The sequence below is a fragment of the Frigoribacterium sp. CFBP 13729 genome, from assembly GCF_014841875.1.
Classification (GTDB): Bacteria; Actinomycetota; Actinomycetes; order Actinomycetales; family Microbacteriaceae; genus Frigoribacterium.
Window position 1 is genome coordinate 671,157 of sequence record NZ_JACYUR010000002.1, and the last position, 15,424, is coordinate 686,580.

Genomic DNA, 15,424 nt, shown 5'->3' on the forward strand with positions numbered 1-15,424 from the left:
CGCCGACCACCGGAGGACCCATGACCACGACGCCCGAGGCCCCCGAGGTCCCGACCGCCCTCACCGCTCCGCAGATCGCCGACCTCCGGGCCGCCCTGCCCTACGTCGACGGCTGGCTCGCGTACCGGCGCTGGCGCGAGCGCGTGCCGGGCGTCCAGGCCGCCGTCTGGTTCGACGACGCGCTCCAGCTCTCGTCGGCGCACGGGCTGGCAGACGAGGAGGCGGGCGCCCCGTTGACGACGGAGCACCTGTTCCGCATCGCGTCGCACTCGAAGACCTTCACGGCCACGGCGGTGCTGCAGCTCGTCGAGCGCGGAGCCCTGCGCCTCGACGACCCGGTCGGGCAGCACGTGCCGCGCCTGGCCGAGGCCGGGTCCCGCCTCGCCGACGCCACCGTCCGCGAGCTGCTCGAGCACGGCGCGGGCGTGATCCGCGACGGCCTCGACGGCGACTACTGGCAGCACGGCCGGCCGTTCCCCGACGAGGCCGAGCTGATCGAGATGCTGCTCGACCGGGGCGACAAGGCGCCCGCGGGGGCGGGCTTCAACTACAGCAACCTCGGCTACTCGCTGCTCGGGCTGGTGGTCGCCGCCGTGTCGGGCCGGTCGTACGGCGACTTCGTCACCGAGTCGATCGTCGAGCCGCTCGGGCTGCGGCACACCGGCCCGGAGTGGGACGAGTCGCGCGCCGACGAGTACGCGGCCGGCCACAGCGGCCGGCACGTCTCGCAGACGCGGGTGCGGCTCGCCCACGTCGACACCCGCGCCATGGCCGCGGCGACCGGGTTCTACGGCACCGCGTCCGACCTCGTGCGGTACGCGTCGGCGCACTTCGACGGCGACGAGCGCCTGCTCGGCGAACACAGCAAGCGGCTCGCCCAGCGGGAGGCCTGGCAGTCCGACGCGTCGCAGCCGGAGTCGGCGCACTACGGCCTCGGCTTCGTGATCGACCGCGTCGGCGGCCACCGGGTCGTCGGCCACTCGGGCGGGTACCCGGGCCACATCACCCGCACGCTGTTCGACCCGGCCCTGGGGCTCGCCGTCTCGGTGCTGACCAACGCCGTGGACGGGCCCGCCACCGCGCTCTCGTCGGGCGTGCTGCGACTCCTCGACCTGGCGCTCGAGCCGGCGCCGCCCGGCCTCGCGACCCGCGCCTCCTCGTCGGGCGTCGACCCGGCCCGCTTCACCGGCCGGTTCGCGGGCGAGTTCGGCATCGTCGACGTGGCGCTGCTCGGCGAGAACCTCGTGGCGCTGCACCCGTCCGGCGCGGACCCGGTCGACGGCATGGACCGGCTGCGCGTGGCCGGGCCGGACGAGCTCCTGATCGCCCGGGGCAACGGCTTCGGGGCGGTGGGCGAGACGATGCGCTACGAGTTCGACGCCGACGGTCGGGTCTCGCGGCTGCGGGGCGCGGGAGGCATGAGCATGCGCCCGGTGACGGAGCTCGAGGGATGACGACCGTCACCGCCGCCGATCTAGGCTGGCCGGGCACCGTTCGCCCTGCCGAGGCGACACCTCACGGATCGAGAGAACGCATGCCGCGCCACGACCCCACGACGACGACCTCCTCCTCCTCCGGGCCTGAGGTCACGGCCGACGAGGCCGCCCGACGGGACTTCGTCGAGCAGTTCGCCGTCATGTGGGAGATGGCGGGCTCGGCGCTGATGGACGGCCGCATCCTCGGTTACCTCATGATGATGCGCGAGCCGTACATCTCGTCCGCCGACCTCGGCTCCGCCCTGAGCGCGAGCGCCGGGTCGGTCTCGATGTCCACCCGCCGCCTGGTCGACTCCGGCTTCATCGCCCGCCACGTCGTGCCGGGCGACCGCAGCCACTACTTCCGGGCCGAGGACGACATCTGGGGCAGCTGGCTCGCCGGCGAGCGTCGGTACCTCGACCGCCAGCGCGTCACCATCGAGCAGGGCCTCGCCGTGCTCGACCCGGCCGACGAGCGGGACGAGGAGGTGCGGCACCGGCTGGTGAACGGCCGCGACTACATGACCTGGGTCTCGAGGTACCACCGCAAGATGCTCGCCGACTGGGAGGCGTTCAAGGCCGACCGCGACGCGGCCGCCCCGGCACGGGGCGACTCCCCGACCGACGACGACCAGGAGCCCCGATGACCGACCCGCTGCTGAGCGTGCACGACCTGACGATCCGGTTCGACGTCGACGGTGACGACCAGGTCGCGGTCGAGGGCGCCTCCTTCGAGGTCCGCCGCGGCGAGGTGCTCGCGGTCGTGGGCGAGTCGGGCTCGGGCAAGAGCGTCAGCGCCATGTCGGTGCTCGGCCTGCTGCCGGCGAACGCGACGGTCGAGGGCTCGGTCGTCTTCGACGGCCAGGAGCTCGTCGGGCTGCCGGACGCCGCCGTGCGGCACCTCCGGGGCGAGCGGATCGCCATGATCTTCCAAGATCCCACGGCGGCCCTGAACCCGGTCTTCACGGTCGGGTTCCAGATCGAGGAGGCGGTCCGCCGGCACGAGCCGGAGCTCGGCCGTGCCGCGGTGCGGGCCCGCGCCGTCGAGCTGCTGAGGAGCGTCGAGATCCCCGAGCCGGAGGCCCGGCTGCGGTCGTTCCCGCACCAGCTCTCCGGCGGCCAGTGCCAGCGGATCATGATCGCGATGGCGCTGGCCTCCGACCCTGCCCTGCTGATCGCCGACGAGCCGACGACCGCGCTCGACGTGACCGTGCAGGCCGAGGTGCTCGACGTGCTCCGCCGACTCCAGCAGGGCTCGGGAACGAGCATCCTGCTCATCACCCACGACATGGGCGTGGTGGCCGACCTCGCCGACCGCGTCGTCGTGATGCGGTCGGGCCGGGTGGTCGAGACGAACGACGTCGGGGCCCTCTTCGCGGCCCCCGTGGCCGAGTACACGGGCGCCCTGCTCGACGCGGTGCCGCGCGTGGGCGACCGCCTCGTCGTGGCGGGCCCGGCTTCGGGCGCGGGCGCGGGCGCGGCTGCGGCTTCCGCCGTGCCCGCCGCTGCGCCTGCTGCCGCCGCGGCTGTGCCGCCGCCGGCGCTCGTCGTGCGCGACCTCGTAGTCGAGTACGGCAACCGGGTCGTGGGCCGCTTCCGTGCCGTCGACGACGTGAGCTTCACGGTCGGCCGCGGCGAGATCCTCGGCCTCGTGGGCGAGTCGGGCAGCGGCAAGACGACGATCGGGCGGGCGGCCGTCGGGCTGGCGCCGATCACCTCGGGCGTCGTCCAGGTGGCGGGCGTCGACCTCGCCACGGCGGGTCGACGTGAGCAGCGGGCGATGCGCGAGCGGGTCGCCGTCGTCTTCCAGAACCCGTCGACCTCGCTGAACCCGAGGTACAGCATCGCCCAGACCCTCGGCGAGCCGTTGCAGGTCAGGCGCGGGCTGCGCGGTGCTGAGCTGACGGACCGGGTCGACGCGCTGCTGGCCGACGTCGGGCTGGGCGGGGCCTGGCGCGAGCGCTACCCGCACGAGCTCTCCGGAGGGCAGCGGCAGCGCGTGGCGATCGCGCGCGCGGTCGCGCTCGACCCTGACCTCCTCATCGCCGACGAGCCCACCAGCGCCCTCGACGTGTCGGTGCAGGCCAAGGTCCTCGACGTGTTCCGGTCGCTGCAGGGCCGGCTCGGGTTCGCGTGCCTCTTCATCAGCCACGACCTGGCCGTCGTCGACTCGCTCTGCGACCGCGTCGCCGTCCTGCGGTCGGGCCGGCTGGTCGAGCTCGGCGACCGCGACTCCGTCCTGACGGCGCCGTCGGACGACTACACGCGACGGCTGATCGCCTCGGCGCCGGTGCCCGACCCCGTCGAGCAGCGGCGTCGTCGGGAGGAGCGGCTCAGCGCCTGACGCCCTGACGCCCTGGGTGCGGGCACGACCCCCCCGGTGCACGACAGCCCGGGACACGACGGAGGCCGCCGCCCCGAGGGCGACGGCCTCCGCGCGTCAGGAGGGAGCGGACTCAGCCGGCGACGTGCGCGGCGAGGAACCAGCGGTCCTTCTCGAGGCCGCGCGAGATCTCGATGGCGACGTCCTGGCTGGACGCGTCGAGCTCGCCGAGCTCGTCGATGGCCGTGCGGACGGCGCCGAGGGCGGCGTCGATCTGGGCGACCAGCTCGGCGATCGTGCGGTCGATCTGGTTGAAGCCGGGCGAGGTCGTCGGGATGCTCGTCTTGGCGGCGACGGTCTCGATGCGGGCGTCGACGGGCAGGCCGAGGGCGACGACGCGCTCCGCGGCGAGGTCGGCCCACTCGCGGGCGTGGTCGACGACCACGTCGATCAGCTCGTGCACGGCGACGAACGCGATGCCGCGCACGTGCCAGTGCGCCTGCTTGCCGTTGACCGACAGCGCGGTGAGGTCGGTGACGATGGGGCTGAGGAACTGGGCGACGCCGGCGGCGACGTCGGGGTCGACGGAACCCTGGGGGACGGTGATGGTGGTGGCGTCGGTCATGGCGGTGTCCTTTCCTAGACGATCTACCCCACGGTAGAGGGCTGAGCGGATTCCGCAAGCAAGCTGAGGCTCGGCTCACCGAGGCCAGCCTGGCCTCACCTGGCCGTGCGGGGGATAACCCCACCGCCCTCTCGGGCGCTGGCACCATGGGACGGTGCCCGCGCCTCCGCGAGGCTCGAGGCATGACCCAGGAGAGCACCATCAGCGCCCCCACGAACCCCTACCTCTCGCCGCCGCCCCCGCCCGGCGGCTACGGGCGTCGCTGGCGTGCCCTGCCCCGCGAGCTCGGCTACGTCGCCCTGTCGGCGGTGCTCGTCGTCGTGATCGGCGGCCTCTCCACCCTCTTCTTCCGGTCGCTCGGCCAGGCCGACAACTCGGTCGTCGGGTTCGTCTTCCTCGCCGTCGTGGTCTTCGCGAGCCTGTGGCTGGCGCGCTGGTTCGGCACGTTCGAGGTGATCCGCCTGCGCTGGGCGATCGACCGTCCCGTGCGTCCCGTCGACTGGACGCCGAACACGACCTGGGGCCGCTCCGACAACCGCGGCGTCCGCGCGCTCTCGGCGTTCGCGAACCCGCACTACTGGCTCTACCTGCTCTACGGCCTCGTGGTGTTCCCGGCCGCGGCCGCCCTCACGACGATGGTCATCGTGCTGCTCGTCGCGGGCCCCGCCCTGCTGTTCGTCTTCGGCGGCGTGGTCGTCGGCAGCGTGCCCGGCGGCGACGGCCTGCACGCGGTCGTCGGGGGCGGCGGCGGGCTCCTGCTCCTCCTGCTCGGGGCCGTCGTGCTCGCGGGCGTCGTGCTGCTGATGCCCTTCGTCGTGCACGGCTTCGTCGTGATGCACCACGCGATCGCCGCCGCCATGCTCGGAGGCTTCCGCAGCGACCAGCTCGCCGTCGAGCTCGCCGACCGCGAGATCTCGCGCACCGCGGCCCTCTCGGCCGAGGGCACGGCCCTCCGCCGCCTCGAGCGCGACATCCACGACGGGCCGCAGCAGCGCCTCGTGCGCCTGCAGATGGACCTCGCCGCGGCGGCCAGGGCCGTCGACTCCGACCCCGAGAAGGGCAAGGCCCTGATCGAGGAGGCGCGGGCCCAGTCCCGCGAGGCCCTCGAGGAGCTGCGCGCCCTGTCCCGCGGCTTCGCGCCTCCCCTGCTGCTCGACCGCGGGCTGGTCGCGGCGCTCGAGTCGCTCGTCGACCGCGCGGTCATCCCCACGGCCTTGCTGAACCGGGTGCCCGCCCACGTCGTGCTGCCCACGGAGATCCAGCGGAACGCCTACTTCATCGCCTCCGAGCTCGTGACCAACACGGGCAAGCACTCGTCCGCGATCTCGGCCGACCTCGTGCTCCGCACGAGGACCGCTCCCGACGGCCGCGGCACCCTGCTCGAGCTCGTCGTCACCGACGACGGCCAGGGCGGCGCGGGCCTCCGCGACGGACACGGGCTCGCCGGCGTGCAGGAGCGGCTCGTGGGCCTGGGCGGGTTCCTCGACATCTCCAGCCCGACGGGCGGGCCGACCATCGTGACGGTGAGCATCCCGCTCGTCGACGACTCGCCGGCGGAGGTCGGTGCGACCGGTCCGGCTGCTCCCGCCGCGCCGCCCGCTCCCTAGACTGGCGGGGTGCCCGAGCGACCTGTGACCCCCGCCCTGCGCGTCGTCGTCGCGGACGACTCGGTGCTGCTCCGCGAGGGCCTCGTCCGCCTCCTCGACGAGATCGGCGCCGACGTCGTCGGTGCCTACGGCGACGCGGACTCCCTCCTGGCCGAGCTCGACGAGAAGGCGCCCGACGTCGCGGTGCTCGACGTGCGGATGCCCCCGACCCACACAGACGAGGGGGTCCGTGCCGCGATCGAGGCCCGACGCCGCCGTCCCGGGCTCGGCATCCTGCTGCTCTCGCAGTACGTCGAGGTGGCGTACGCCCGCGACCTGCTCGAGGCAGGCAGCGGGGGAGTGGGCTACCTGCTCAAGGACCGCGTCGCCTCCGTGGACGAGTTCGGCGACGCGCTCGGCCGGGTCGCCGACGGCGGCACGGTGCTCGACCCCCAGGTCGTCTCGCAGCTGCTCGGCCGGCGAGGCGACCCGCTCGCCGCGCTGACGCCCCGTGAGCGCGAGGTGCTCGGCCTGATGGCCGAGGGGCGCACCAACGCGGCCATCGCCGCCGCCCTCGTCATCGGCACCGGTGCGGTGGAGAAGAACGTCACCTCGATCTTCCAAAAGCTGCTGCTCGAGGACAGCGGGAGCGACCACCGCCGGGTGCTCGCCGTCCTCGCCTTCCTCCAGCGGTGAGGTCGTCGCGGCGGTCGACCGGCTAGCTGGTCCGCGACCGGTCGCCCTCGGCCGTGCCGTCCGCCGCCGGGCCGGCCTGGAGCAGGTCGCCCCGGGTGCCGCCCACCTCGAGGATCGTCTCGCGCAGCGACTCGCCGACGCGCTGGTACCCGACCGTCGTGGGGTGGATGCCGTCGGGCGAGGTCCCGGCCGCGAACACGAGGCCGTCGCGGGCGAAGCCCCAGGGATCGGTCCAGGTCCAGCCCCTCTCGAGCACGTGCCGCTCGAGGGCCCTCTGGTACACGGCGGCGGCGGCGGGCGCGCGGTCGTAGGGCGGGATCGCCGCGACCACGACGTGGCGCGGGGCGACGGTGGCGACGACGGCGTCGTACGAGGCGGCGGACTCGGCGAAGCCGATCCCCCTGCGCACGTCGTTCGTGCCCGACATCAGCACGAGGACGTCGACGTCGGCGACCGGGGTCACCGCTGCGGCCTGCTCCTGGATGGTGCTGCCGCCCTTGGCCCACCCGCCCACCCACTCGACGCCGTCGCCGCGCGCGTACGTCATCCAGGTGTTCGCGTCGAGGCCGTCGCTGAGCAGTCGCGCGCCGCCGGCCGTCAGGGAGTCGCCCACGATCGCGACGCGCACGGCGTCGTCACGGCGCACGTCGTCCTCGCCGGTGCCGCCTCCCGTGACGTCGCCCGGTGCGGCGGAGGTGGCGGCCTGCGGGGGCCCGGTGGGGGCAGACACGGGGGAGGCGGTGGCCACGCCGGCGCTGCACCCCGTCACGAGCAGGGCGAGGGCCGCGCCCACGAGCGCGGCCCGGGCGATCTTCGCGCGATCCATCCTCAGATCATGAGGCATCGCGGCAGTCGCTCAGTACCGAGACGGCACCGAACGCGCCCCCTCTTCGGGGATGCAACGTCGAGGGCGTCGAGAGCCGAATGACATCGGGAGGAGGATCCATGCACGGTGCCTGCGGCACCGGACGCCGGAGGCGTCGAGCGATCGAGAGGGGATGACGGGAATCGAACCCGCGCCATCAGTTTGGAAAACTGAGGCTCTACCATTGAGCTACATCCCCGGAGTGGCCTGGGCCACATGGGTGTCCTCAACTATAGGGCATGTCGTCGACCGGCCCGGTACGGGCGCTCCCCAGGTCGGCTAGACTCCCTCGAGGCTTGTCTCCACCCGACCTCAACGGGACCAACGGAGCTCGCCGTGCCAGGTGATATACGGGGCGTAGCGTAGTGGCTAGCGCGTCCGTTTTGGGGGCGGAAGATCGCAGGTTCGAGTCCTGTCGCCCCGACGATCGTCTACCTGCTGTCTCGGACGTGAGTTCAGCACCACCAACACAGGAGAAGCCCCACATTGGTCCAGACCACCGTTGAGAAGCTCAGCCCCACGCGCGTCAAGCTCAACATCGTCGTCAGCCCTGACGAGCTCAAGCCCAGCGTCACGCACGCCTACGGCCACATCGCGGAGTCGATCAACATCCCCGGCTTCCGCAAGGGCAAGGTGCCGCCGCCCATCATCGACCAGCGCGTCGGTCGCGAAGAGGTCCTGAACCACGCCGTCAGCGAGAGCCTCGACAAGTTCTACCGCGAGGCCGTCTCCGAGACCGAGATCCGCGTCCTGGGCCGCCCCGAGGCCGACGTCGTCTCCTGGCCCGACGTGAAGGACTTCTCCGGCGACCTGACCATCGCCGTCGAGGTCGACGTGCGTCCCGACTTCGACCTGCCCGACTACGAGGGCATCGAGCTCACCGTCGACTCGGTCGAGATCAGCGACGACGAGGTCGAGGAGGAGCTGTCGAACCTGCGCACGCGCTTCGGCACGCTCGTCACGGTCGACCGTCCCGCCACCACCGGCGACTTCGTCCAGATCGACCTCACGGCCACCATCGGCGACGACACCGTCGACACCGCCCAGGGCGTGTCCTACGAGCTCGGCTCCGGCGAGCTCATCGAGGGCATCGACGAGGCGCTCGAGTCGCTCACCGCCGACGAGAGCACCACGTTCGAGTCGAAGCTGCTCGGCGGCGACCGCGAGGGCGAGACCGCCCAGATCGCCGTCACCGTCACCGCCGTCAAGGAGCGCGAGCTCCCCGAGGCCGACGACGACTTCGCGCAGATCGCCAGCCAGTTCGACACCATCGACGAGCTCAAGGGCGACCTGAAGGAGCAGCTGGCCAAGTCGAAGACGTTCGGCCAGGGCGCCCAGGCTCGCGACCAGGTCGTCGAGAAGCTGCTCGAGTCCGTCGAGATCCCCGTGCCCGAGAAGCTCGTCGAGGACGAGGTGCACCGTCACCTCGAGCAGGAGAACCGCCTCGAGGACGCCGAGCACCGCACCGAGGTGACCGAGAGCAGCGAGAAGGCCTTCCGCAACCAGATCCTCCTCGACGCGATCGCCGAGAAGGAAGAGGTCAAGGTCGAGCAGGACGAGCTCACCCAGTACCTGATCCAGGGCGCCGCCCAGTACGGCATGGAGCCCGGCGAGTTCATCAAGGTGCTCGACCAGAACGGCCAGATCCCCGCCATGGTCGGCGAGGTCGCCCGCAGCAAGGCCCTGGCCGTCGTGCTGTCGAAGGCCAAGGTCGTCGACGGCGAAGGCAAGGAGGTCGACCTGTCGGCCTTCACCGCCACCGCGGGCGTCGGCGGCGACGACGACCACGAGGGTCACGACCACGCGTGAGCTGAGCTGACGCGTCGGCGCCGATGAGGCGCTGGCGTCGAGAGGGCCGGGTGCTGGTGCACCCGGCCCTCCGTCGTTCCCGGACTGCACCCGCGCCTCCTCGGCTCGGTCACGTCGCCGTGCGGAGCGGAAGTTATTGCCGTGGGCGAACAGCCCGGAACCCGTGCGTCCCACCGGATAGATTCGACGACAAGCGACAACGAATGGGAGCTCCACCATGGCCGACGTGACACTGCCCAACAGTGTTTTTGACCGACTTCTCAAGGACCGCATCATCTGGCTCGGTTCCGAGGTGCGGGACGAGAACGCCAATGAGATCGCAGCGAAACTCCTGCTCCTCGCCGCTGAGGACAGCGAGAAGGACATCTACCTCTACATCAACTCGCCCGGCGGGTCGATCACGGCCGGCATGGCGATCTACGACGCCATGGAGTTCGTGCCGAACGACATCGTCACCGTGGGCATCGGGATGGCGGCCTCGATGGGCCAGCTGCTCCTGACGGCCGGCACCAAGGGCAAGCGCTACATCACGCCGAACGCGCGCGTGCTGCTGCACCAGCCGCACGGCGGCTTCGGCGGCACCAGCTCCGACATCCAGACGCAGGCGCAGCTCATCCTCTCGATGAAGCAGCGCCTGGCCGAGATCACCGCTGCCCAGACGGGCAAGACCGTCGAGCAGATCAACGAGGACGGCGACCGCGACCGCTGGTTCACCGCCGAGGAGGCCCTGGAGTACGGCTTCGTCGACCACATCCGCGGCTCGGCCACCGACGTCGTCGGCGGCGCCGGCACGGACCAGTCGTAGACCTCCCTCCCCGATCGTCAGCAGAGAAAGAGACACACTCATGGAACTCCCGATGATGGGCGGCGCGGGCCGACTGCAGACCCCCAGCTCCCGGTACATCCTCCCCAGCTTCGAAGAGCGCACGGCCTACGGCTACAAGCGCCAGGACCCCTACGCCAAGCTCTTCGAGGACCGCATCGTGTTCCTCGGCGTGCAGGTGGACGACGCCTCGGCCGACGACATCATGGCGCAGCTCCTCGTGCTCGAGAGCATGGACCCCGATCGCGACATCACCCTGTACATCAACTCGCCCGGCGGCTCGTTCACGGCCATGACGGCGATCTACGACACGATGCAGTACATCCGTCCGGAGATCCAGACGGTGTGCCTCGGCCAGGCCGCCTCGGCGGCCGCGGTCCTGCTCGCCGCCGGCCAGCCCGGCAAGCGCCTCGCCCTGCCGAACGCCCGCGTGCTGATCCACCAGCCCGCGACCGGCGGCAGCAGCGGCGGCCAGGCGTCGGACATCGAGATCCAGGCGAAAGAGGTGCTGCGCATGCGCACCTGGCTCGAGGAGACGCTGTCGAAGCACTCGAACAAGACGCCCGAGCAGGTCAACCGCGACATCGAGCGCGACAACATCCTGGGCGCCGACGAGGCCCTGGCCTACGGCCTGGTCGACCAGGTGCTGACCTCGCGCAAGAACCAGCCGGCGCTCACGCGCTAGCCGGCCACGCGTCGCGAGCACGACGACGGAGCCCCGGGCGAGCTGCCCGGGGCTCCGTCGCGTCCGGGCCGCAGGTCGGTCCCGGAGTGTCGGGGGATCGGGTTAGGCTCGGTGCACGACGTCCGACAGGGGGCGACGACGATCTCGTAGGGAGGCCGGGCATGGCACGCATCGGTGAGAGCGCTGATCTGCTCAAGTGCTCGTTCTGCGGCAAGAGCCAGAAGCAGGTCCAACAGCTGATCGCCGGCCCCGGCGTCTACATCTGCGACGAGTGCGTCGAGCTCTGCAACGAGATCATCGAAGAGCGCCTGGCCGAGGCGGGCGACGAGCCCACGAGCGAGTTCGACCTCCCCAAGCCCCGCGAGATCTACTCGTTCCTCGAGGAGTACGTCATCGGGCAGGACGCCGCGAAGCGCGCGCTCTCCGTGGCCGTCTACAACCACTACAAGCGCATCCGCGCCGCGTCGACGCTGACGGCGGCCGAGTCCCTCGCCGACGAGGTCGAGATCTCGAAGTCCAACATCCTGCTGATCGGCCCGACGGGCTGCGGCAAGACCTACCTCGCCCAGACCCTGGCCAAGCGGCTCAACGTCCCGTTCGCCGTCGCGGACGCGACCGCCCTCACCGAGGCGGGCTACGTCGGCGAGGACGTCGAGAACATCCTGCTCAAGCTTGTCCAGGCGGCCGACTACGACGTCAAGCGCGCCGAGACGGGCATCATCTACATCGACGAGATCGACAAGATCGCTCGCAAGGCCGAGAACCCGTCGATCACCCGCGACGTGTCGGGCGAGGGCGTGCAGCAGGCGCTGCTCAAGATCCTCGAGGGCACGGTCGCCTCCGTGCCTCCCCAGGGCGGTCGCAAGCACCCGCACCAGGAGTTCATCCAGGTCGACACGACCAACGTGCTCTTCATCGTCGCCGGTGCGTTCTCCGGCCTCGAGGACATCATCTCGAACCGTGCGGGCAAGCGCGGCATCGGCTTCGGCGCCCCCCTGCACAGCAAGGAAGACGAGGCGGCCCTCTTCAGCGAGGTCCTCCCTGAAGACCTGCACAAGTTCGGGCTGATCCCCGAGTTCATCGGGCGCCTCCCTGTCGTGACGACGGTGACGCAGCTGGACCAGGCCGCCCTGATGCAGATCCTCACCGAGCCGAAGAACGCCCTCGTGCGGCAGTACCAGCGCATGTTCGAGATCGACGGGGTCGAGCTGCAGTTCGAGCACGAGGCTCTCGAGTCGATCGCCGACCTCGCCGTCCTGCGCCAGACCGGTGCTCGTGGCCTCCGGGCGATCCTCGAAGAGGTGCTCGGGCCGATCATGTTCGACGTCCCCTCCGACGACACCGTCGGCACGGTCGTCGTGACCCGCGCCTCCGTGCTCGAGAACGCGGCGCCGACGATCGTTCCCCGTCTCGTGGACGAGCGCGTCGAGAAATCGGCCTAGTCCGACGGCCTCCACGCACCTCCTGAACGCCCTGGACACCTGTCGTCCAGGGCGTTCTCCCCTGCGAGGGGCACCGATGCGGAAGGGTCAGACGAGGCCGCGGCGCTCCAGCAGCGGCTCGACCCGAGCGTCGCGGCCACGGAAGTCGCGGTAGGCCTCGAGGGGGTCCTTCGACCCGCCGACGCCGAGCAGACGCGCCCGGAACCGGTCGCCCGCCTCGCGGCTCAGCCCGCCGTTCTCCTCGAACCACTCGACGGCGTCGGCGTCCAGCACCTCGCTCCAGATGTACGAGTAGTAGCCCGCGTCGTAGCCGCCTGAGAAGGTGTGCGCGAAGTACGTGCTCGAGTAGCGAGGGGGCACCTGCGCGAGGTCCAGGCCGACCGCGGCCAGCGCCTCCTGCTCGAACGCCTCGACGTCGTCGACCCGGTCGGCCTGCTCGGGCGAGAGCCTGTGCCACGCCTGGTCGAGCAGGGCGCTGGCGAGGTACTCGCTCGTCGCGAAGCCCTCCCCGTAGGTGCGCGAGGCGACGAGCTTCTCGACCAGCTCGCGCGGCATCCGCTCACCCGTCACGTGGTGGACGGCGTAGTTCTCGAGCACCTCCGGCCAGAGCATCCACATCTCGTTGACCTGGCTCGGGAACTCCACGAAGTCGCGGAACACGTTCGTGCCCGAGAACGACGGGTAGGTGACCCGGGCGAGCAGGCCGTGCAGGGCGTGGCCGAACTCGTGGAACAGCGTCGTCACCTCGTCGAGCGTGAGCAGGGTCGGCGAGCCGGCCGGGGGCTTCGAGACGTTGAGGTTGTTGACGACGACGGGCGGAAGCCCCAGCAGGTCCGACTGCGACACGAGCGGGTTCATCCACGCCCCGCCGCGCTTCGAGTCGCGGGTGTAGAGGTCGAGCACGTACAGGCCGACGGGCGCGCCGCCGTTCTCGGTCACCTCGAAGACCCGAGCCTCCGGATGCGGGCCGACGAGGTCCCGCCGCTCGGCGAACTCGAGGCCGTAGAGGCGGGAGGCGGCGTGGAAGACGCCGTCGTGCAGCACGCGGTCGGCCTCGAAGTAGTCGCGCATCGCGGCCGTGTCGACGTCGAAGCGCTCGGCACGGACCTTCTCGGCCCACCAGGCCCAGTCGGAGGCGCGGACCTGGTCGGTGTCGGTGTCGGTGTCGCTGTCGCTGCCGCTTCCCGCCTCGCTCGCGGCGAGCTGGCGCAGATCGGCGAGCTCGGCGGCGGTGTTCCGCGCCGCGGGCACCGCGAGCCGGCCGAGCAGCTCGGCGACGGCTGCCGGGCTGCCGGCCGTCTCGCCCGCCGTCACCCATGAGGCGTGGTCCGGGAACCCGAGCAGGACGGCGCGCCGGGCCCGGAGCCGGGCGATCTCGAGCACGAGCGCACGGGTGTCGTGCTCGCCGCCCCGCCGTCCGCGCGACCGGGAAGCGACCATCACGCGCTCCCGCAGCGCCGGGTCGTCGAGCGACGCCAGCAGCGGGTGCCCGGTGGGCAGCACGAGCGACACGACCCAGGCGTCCTCGAGCCCGCGCTCCCGTGCCGCCTCGGCTGCCGCCCCGAGCTGGCCCTCGGTGAGGCCGCGCAGCTCGGCAGGGTCGCGCACGACGACCGCGAGGTCGTTCGTGTCGGCCAGCAGCGCCTTCTCGAAGCGGGTGGTCAGGGTCGACAGCTCCTGGTTCAGCTGGCGCAGCGCCTCCTTGTCGTCGTCGCCCAGCGCGGCGCCGGCACGGACGAAGTCGGCCACGGTGCGCTCGAGCAGGTACCGCTGCTCGGCCGTGAGGTCGAGCTGCTCGCGTCGGGCGTGCAGCGCGTCCAGGCGTCGCCACAGTCGCGGGTCGAGGCGGATCGCGTCGGCGTGCTCGGCGAGCCGCGGGGCCAGCTCGAGCTCGAGGGCGTCCGTGACGTCGTTCGAGTCGCTCGACGCCTTGTCGAAGAACGCGTGCTCGACGCGGGCGAGGATCCGCCCGCTGTGCTCGAGCGCCTCGAGGACGTTGGCGAACGTCGGCTCGGCCGGGTCCGTCGCGATCGCCTCCAGCTCGGCGCGCTGCTGCTGGAAGCCGGCCTCGAAGGCGGGCAGCCAGTCGCCGTCCGTGATCTCGGCGAAGGGCGGCAGCGCATACGGCAGGGAGCTCGGCTCGAGGAACGGGTTCGTCATCCGCCCACACTAGGAGGCTCGCTAGGGTCGGGCACATGAGCGAACCGACCGCACGGCGCGAGCCGACCGCACCGGGCGGACCCACCGCACCGCGCGCGACGTACACCCACGGGCACCACGAGAGCGTGCTGCGGAGCCACGCGTGGCGCACGGTCGAGAACAGCGCCGCCTACCTCGTGCCGCACCTGCGCCCCGGGCTGTCGCTGCTCGACGTCGGGTGCGGGCCGGGCACGATCACCGTCGACCTCGCCGAGCGGCTCGCCCCGGGGCGCGTCGTCGGGGTCGACGCGGCGGCCGGGATCGTCGCGCAGGCCGCCGAGCTCGCAGCCGAGCGTGGCGTCGAGAACGTCGAGTTCGTCACGGCCGACCTGTACGAGCTGCCCTTCGACGACGACACGGTCGACGTCGTGCACGCGCACCAGGTGCTCCAGCACGTGGCAGATCCCGTCGGCGCGCTCCGCGAGATGCGTCGGGTCGCTCGGCCCGGGGGAGTCGTCGCCGTGCGCGAGGTCGACTACCACGGCACCGTCTGGGCCCCGGAGTCGCCCGGCCTCGACCGGTGGATGGAGGTCTACCAGCAGGTGCACCGCGGCAACGGCGGCGAGCCCGACGCCGGGAGGCGCCTCAAGGGCTGGGCGCTCGAGGCCGGCCTCGAGGCGGTCGTGAGCACCGCCTCCTCGTGGTGCTTCGCCTCGGACGAGGAGCGCACCTGGTGGGGCGACAGCTGGGCCGCGCGCGCCACCGAGTCGGCGTTCCACGGGGACGCGATCGCGAAGGGCGTCGCGACCGACGCCGAGCTGCACGCGATCGCGGACGCGTGGCGCGCGTGGCGTGACGCGCCCGACGGGTGGCTGCTCATGCCGCACGGCGAGATCGTCGCCCGAGCCTGACCCGAGTCTCGGCGAGCTCGAGAACGCGGAGGTGGGTGCTCGGCC

General features: G+C 72.0%; 13 protein-coding genes and 2 tRNA genes. 11 read left to right on the forward strand and 4 right to left on the reverse strand.

Annotated elements, in window-relative coordinates:
* Positions 1-20: 20 nt before the first annotated feature.
* The 3 genes from IFT77_RS09545 to IFT77_RS09555 all read left to right on the forward strand — a co-directional run bounded on the left by IFT77_RS09545 (position 21) and on the right by IFT77_RS09555 (position 3,819).
* Positions 21-1,454: a serine hydrolase gene (locus IFT77_RS09545; RefSeq protein WP_192169830.1), complete on the forward strand. Its 1,434-nt coding sequence runs from the start codon at positions 21-23 to the stop codon at positions 1,452-1,454.
* Between the two features lie 80 nt (positions 1,455-1,534).
* Positions 1,535-2,122 carry a GbsR/MarR family transcriptional regulator gene (locus IFT77_RS09550; protein WP_192169831.1) on the forward strand — a complete coding sequence of 196 codons (588 nt, stop codon included), beginning with the start codon at positions 1,535-1,537 and terminating at the stop codon, positions 2,120-2,122.
* A complete protein-coding gene (locus tag IFT77_RS09555; RefSeq protein ID WP_192169832.1) occupies positions 2,119-3,819 on the forward strand; it encodes an ABC transporter ATP-binding protein in 1,701 nt (566 codons plus the stop codon). Before IFT77_RS09550 ends, IFT77_RS09555 begins: the two co-directional genes overlap by 4 nt.
* A 112-nt stretch (positions 3,820-3,931) precedes the next feature.
* On the opposite strand, the gene IFT77_RS09560 is transcribed toward IFT77_RS09555, so the two are convergent.
* Positions 3,932-4,423, reverse strand: coding sequence for a Dps family protein (locus IFT77_RS09560; protein WP_192169833.1), 492 nt, complete (start codon positions 4,421-4,423; stop codon positions 3,932-3,934).
* A 182-nt stretch (positions 4,424-4,605) separates the two neighbouring features.
* Here IFT77_RS09560 and IFT77_RS09565 point away from each other — a divergent pair, with 182 nt between their 5' ends.
* Both IFT77_RS09565 and IFT77_RS09570 read left to right on the forward strand, forming a co-directional pair.
* The gene (locus tag IFT77_RS09565; protein ID WP_192169834.1) at positions 4,606-6,030 is read left to right on the forward strand and encodes a sensor histidine kinase; all 1,425 of its coding nucleotides are present in this window, start codon (positions 4,606-4,608) and stop codon (positions 6,028-6,030) included.
* Positions 6,031-6,066: 36 nt separating this feature from the next.
* A complete protein-coding gene (locus IFT77_RS09570) occupies positions 6,067-6,705 on the forward strand; it encodes a response regulator transcription factor (RefSeq protein ID WP_192041457.1) in 639 nt (212 codons plus the stop codon).
* A gap of 22 nt (positions 6,706-6,727) precedes the next feature.
* Here IFT77_RS09570 and IFT77_RS09575 read toward each other — a convergent pair whose 3' ends face one another.
* A complete protein-coding gene (locus tag IFT77_RS09575) occupies positions 6,728-7,531 on the reverse strand; it encodes an SGNH/GDSL hydrolase family protein (protein WP_192169835.1) in 804 nt (267 codons plus the stop codon).
* Positions 7,532-7,698: 167 nt separating this feature from the next.
* Positions 7,699-7,769, reverse strand: a tRNA-Gly gene (locus IFT77_RS09580).
* A 152-nt stretch (positions 7,770-7,921) separates the two neighbouring features.
* Between IFT77_RS09580 and IFT77_RS09585 the strand changes: the two genes are divergently transcribed.
* The 5 genes from IFT77_RS09585 (at position 7,922) to clpX (ending at position 12,329) form a co-directional block, all read left to right on the forward strand.
* Positions 7,922-7,994, forward strand: a tRNA-Pro gene (locus tag IFT77_RS09585).
* A gap of 62 nt (positions 7,995-8,056) precedes the next feature.
* Positions 8,057-9,379, forward strand: coding sequence for a trigger factor (tig, locus tag IFT77_RS09590; protein ID WP_123548228.1), 1,323 nt, complete (start codon positions 8,057-8,059; stop codon positions 9,377-9,379).
* A 217-nt stretch (positions 9,380-9,596) separates the two neighbouring features.
* On the forward strand, positions 9,597-10,184 hold the full coding sequence (locus IFT77_RS09595) for an ATP-dependent Clp protease proteolytic subunit (RefSeq protein ID WP_123548229.1): 588 nt from the start codon (positions 9,597-9,599) through the stop codon (positions 10,182-10,184).
* 40 nt (positions 10,185-10,224) lie between these two features.
* Complete coding sequence (locus tag IFT77_RS09600) at positions 10,225-10,887, forward strand: ATP-dependent Clp protease proteolytic subunit (RefSeq protein WP_123548230.1); 663 nt, start codon at positions 10,225-10,227, stop codon at positions 10,885-10,887.
* A 161-nt stretch (positions 10,888-11,048) separates the two neighbouring features.
* Positions 11,049-12,329 carry an ATP-dependent Clp protease ATP-binding subunit ClpX gene (gene clpX / locus IFT77_RS09605; RefSeq protein ID WP_123548231.1) on the forward strand — a complete coding sequence of 427 codons (1,281 nt, stop codon included), beginning with the start codon at positions 11,049-11,051 and terminating at the stop codon, positions 12,327-12,329.
* 87 nt (positions 12,330-12,416) lie between these two features.
* Here clpX and IFT77_RS09610 read toward each other — a convergent pair whose 3' ends face one another.
* On the reverse strand, positions 12,417-14,489 hold the full coding sequence (locus IFT77_RS09610; RefSeq protein WP_192169836.1) for a M3 family metallopeptidase: 2,073 nt from the start codon (positions 14,487-14,489) through the stop codon (positions 12,417-12,419).
* A gap of 35 nt (positions 14,490-14,524) precedes the next feature.
* On the opposite strand from IFT77_RS09610, the gene IFT77_RS09615 reads away from it, so the two are divergent.
* On the forward strand, positions 14,525-15,379 hold the full coding sequence (locus IFT77_RS09615; protein ID WP_192169837.1) for a methyltransferase domain-containing protein: 855 nt from the start codon (positions 14,525-14,527) through the stop codon (positions 15,377-15,379).
* The last annotated feature ends 45 nt before the right edge of the window (positions 15,380-15,424 follow it).

Bases quoted from the DNA above. Each gene is read 5' to 3' on its own strand.
- IFT77_RS09545 (WP_192169830.1), top strand. From the start codon at position 21: ATGACCACGACGCCCGAGGCCCCCGAGGTCCCGACCGCCCTCACCGCT.
- IFT77_RS09550 (WP_192169831.1), top strand. From the start codon at position 1,535: ATGCCGCGCCACGACCCCACGACGACGACCTCCTCCTCCTCCGGGCCT.
- IFT77_RS09555 (WP_192169832.1), top strand. From the start codon at position 2,119: ATGACCGACCCGCTGCTGAGCGTGCACGACCTGACGATCCGGTTCGAC.
- IFT77_RS09560 (WP_192169833.1), bottom strand. From the start codon at position 4,423: ATGACCGACGCCACCACCATCACCGTCCCCCAGGGTTCCGTCGACCCC.
- IFT77_RS09565 (WP_192169834.1), top strand. From the start codon at position 4,606: ATGACCCAGGAGAGCACCATCAGCGCCCCCACGAACCCCTACCTCTCG.
- IFT77_RS09575 (WP_192169835.1), bottom strand. From the start codon at position 7,531: ATGGATCGCGCGAAGATCGCCCGGGCCGCGCTCGTGGGCGCGGCCCTC.
- IFT77_RS09595 (WP_123548229.1), top strand. From the start codon at position 9,597: ATGGCCGACGTGACACTGCCCAACAGTGTTTTTGACCGACTTCTCAAG.
- IFT77_RS09600 (WP_123548230.1), top strand. From the start codon at position 10,225: ATGGAACTCCCGATGATGGGCGGCGCGGGCCGACTGCAGACCCCCAGC.
- clpX (WP_123548231.1), top strand. From the start codon at position 11,049: ATGGCACGCATCGGTGAGAGCGCTGATCTGCTCAAGTGCTCGTTCTGC.
- IFT77_RS09610 (WP_192169836.1), bottom strand. From the start codon at position 14,489: ATGACGAACCCGTTCCTCGAGCCGAGCTCCCTGCCGTATGCGCTGCCG.
- IFT77_RS09615 (WP_192169837.1), top strand. From the start codon at position 14,525: ATGAGCGAACCGACCGCACGGCGCGAGCCGACCGCACCGGGCGGACCC.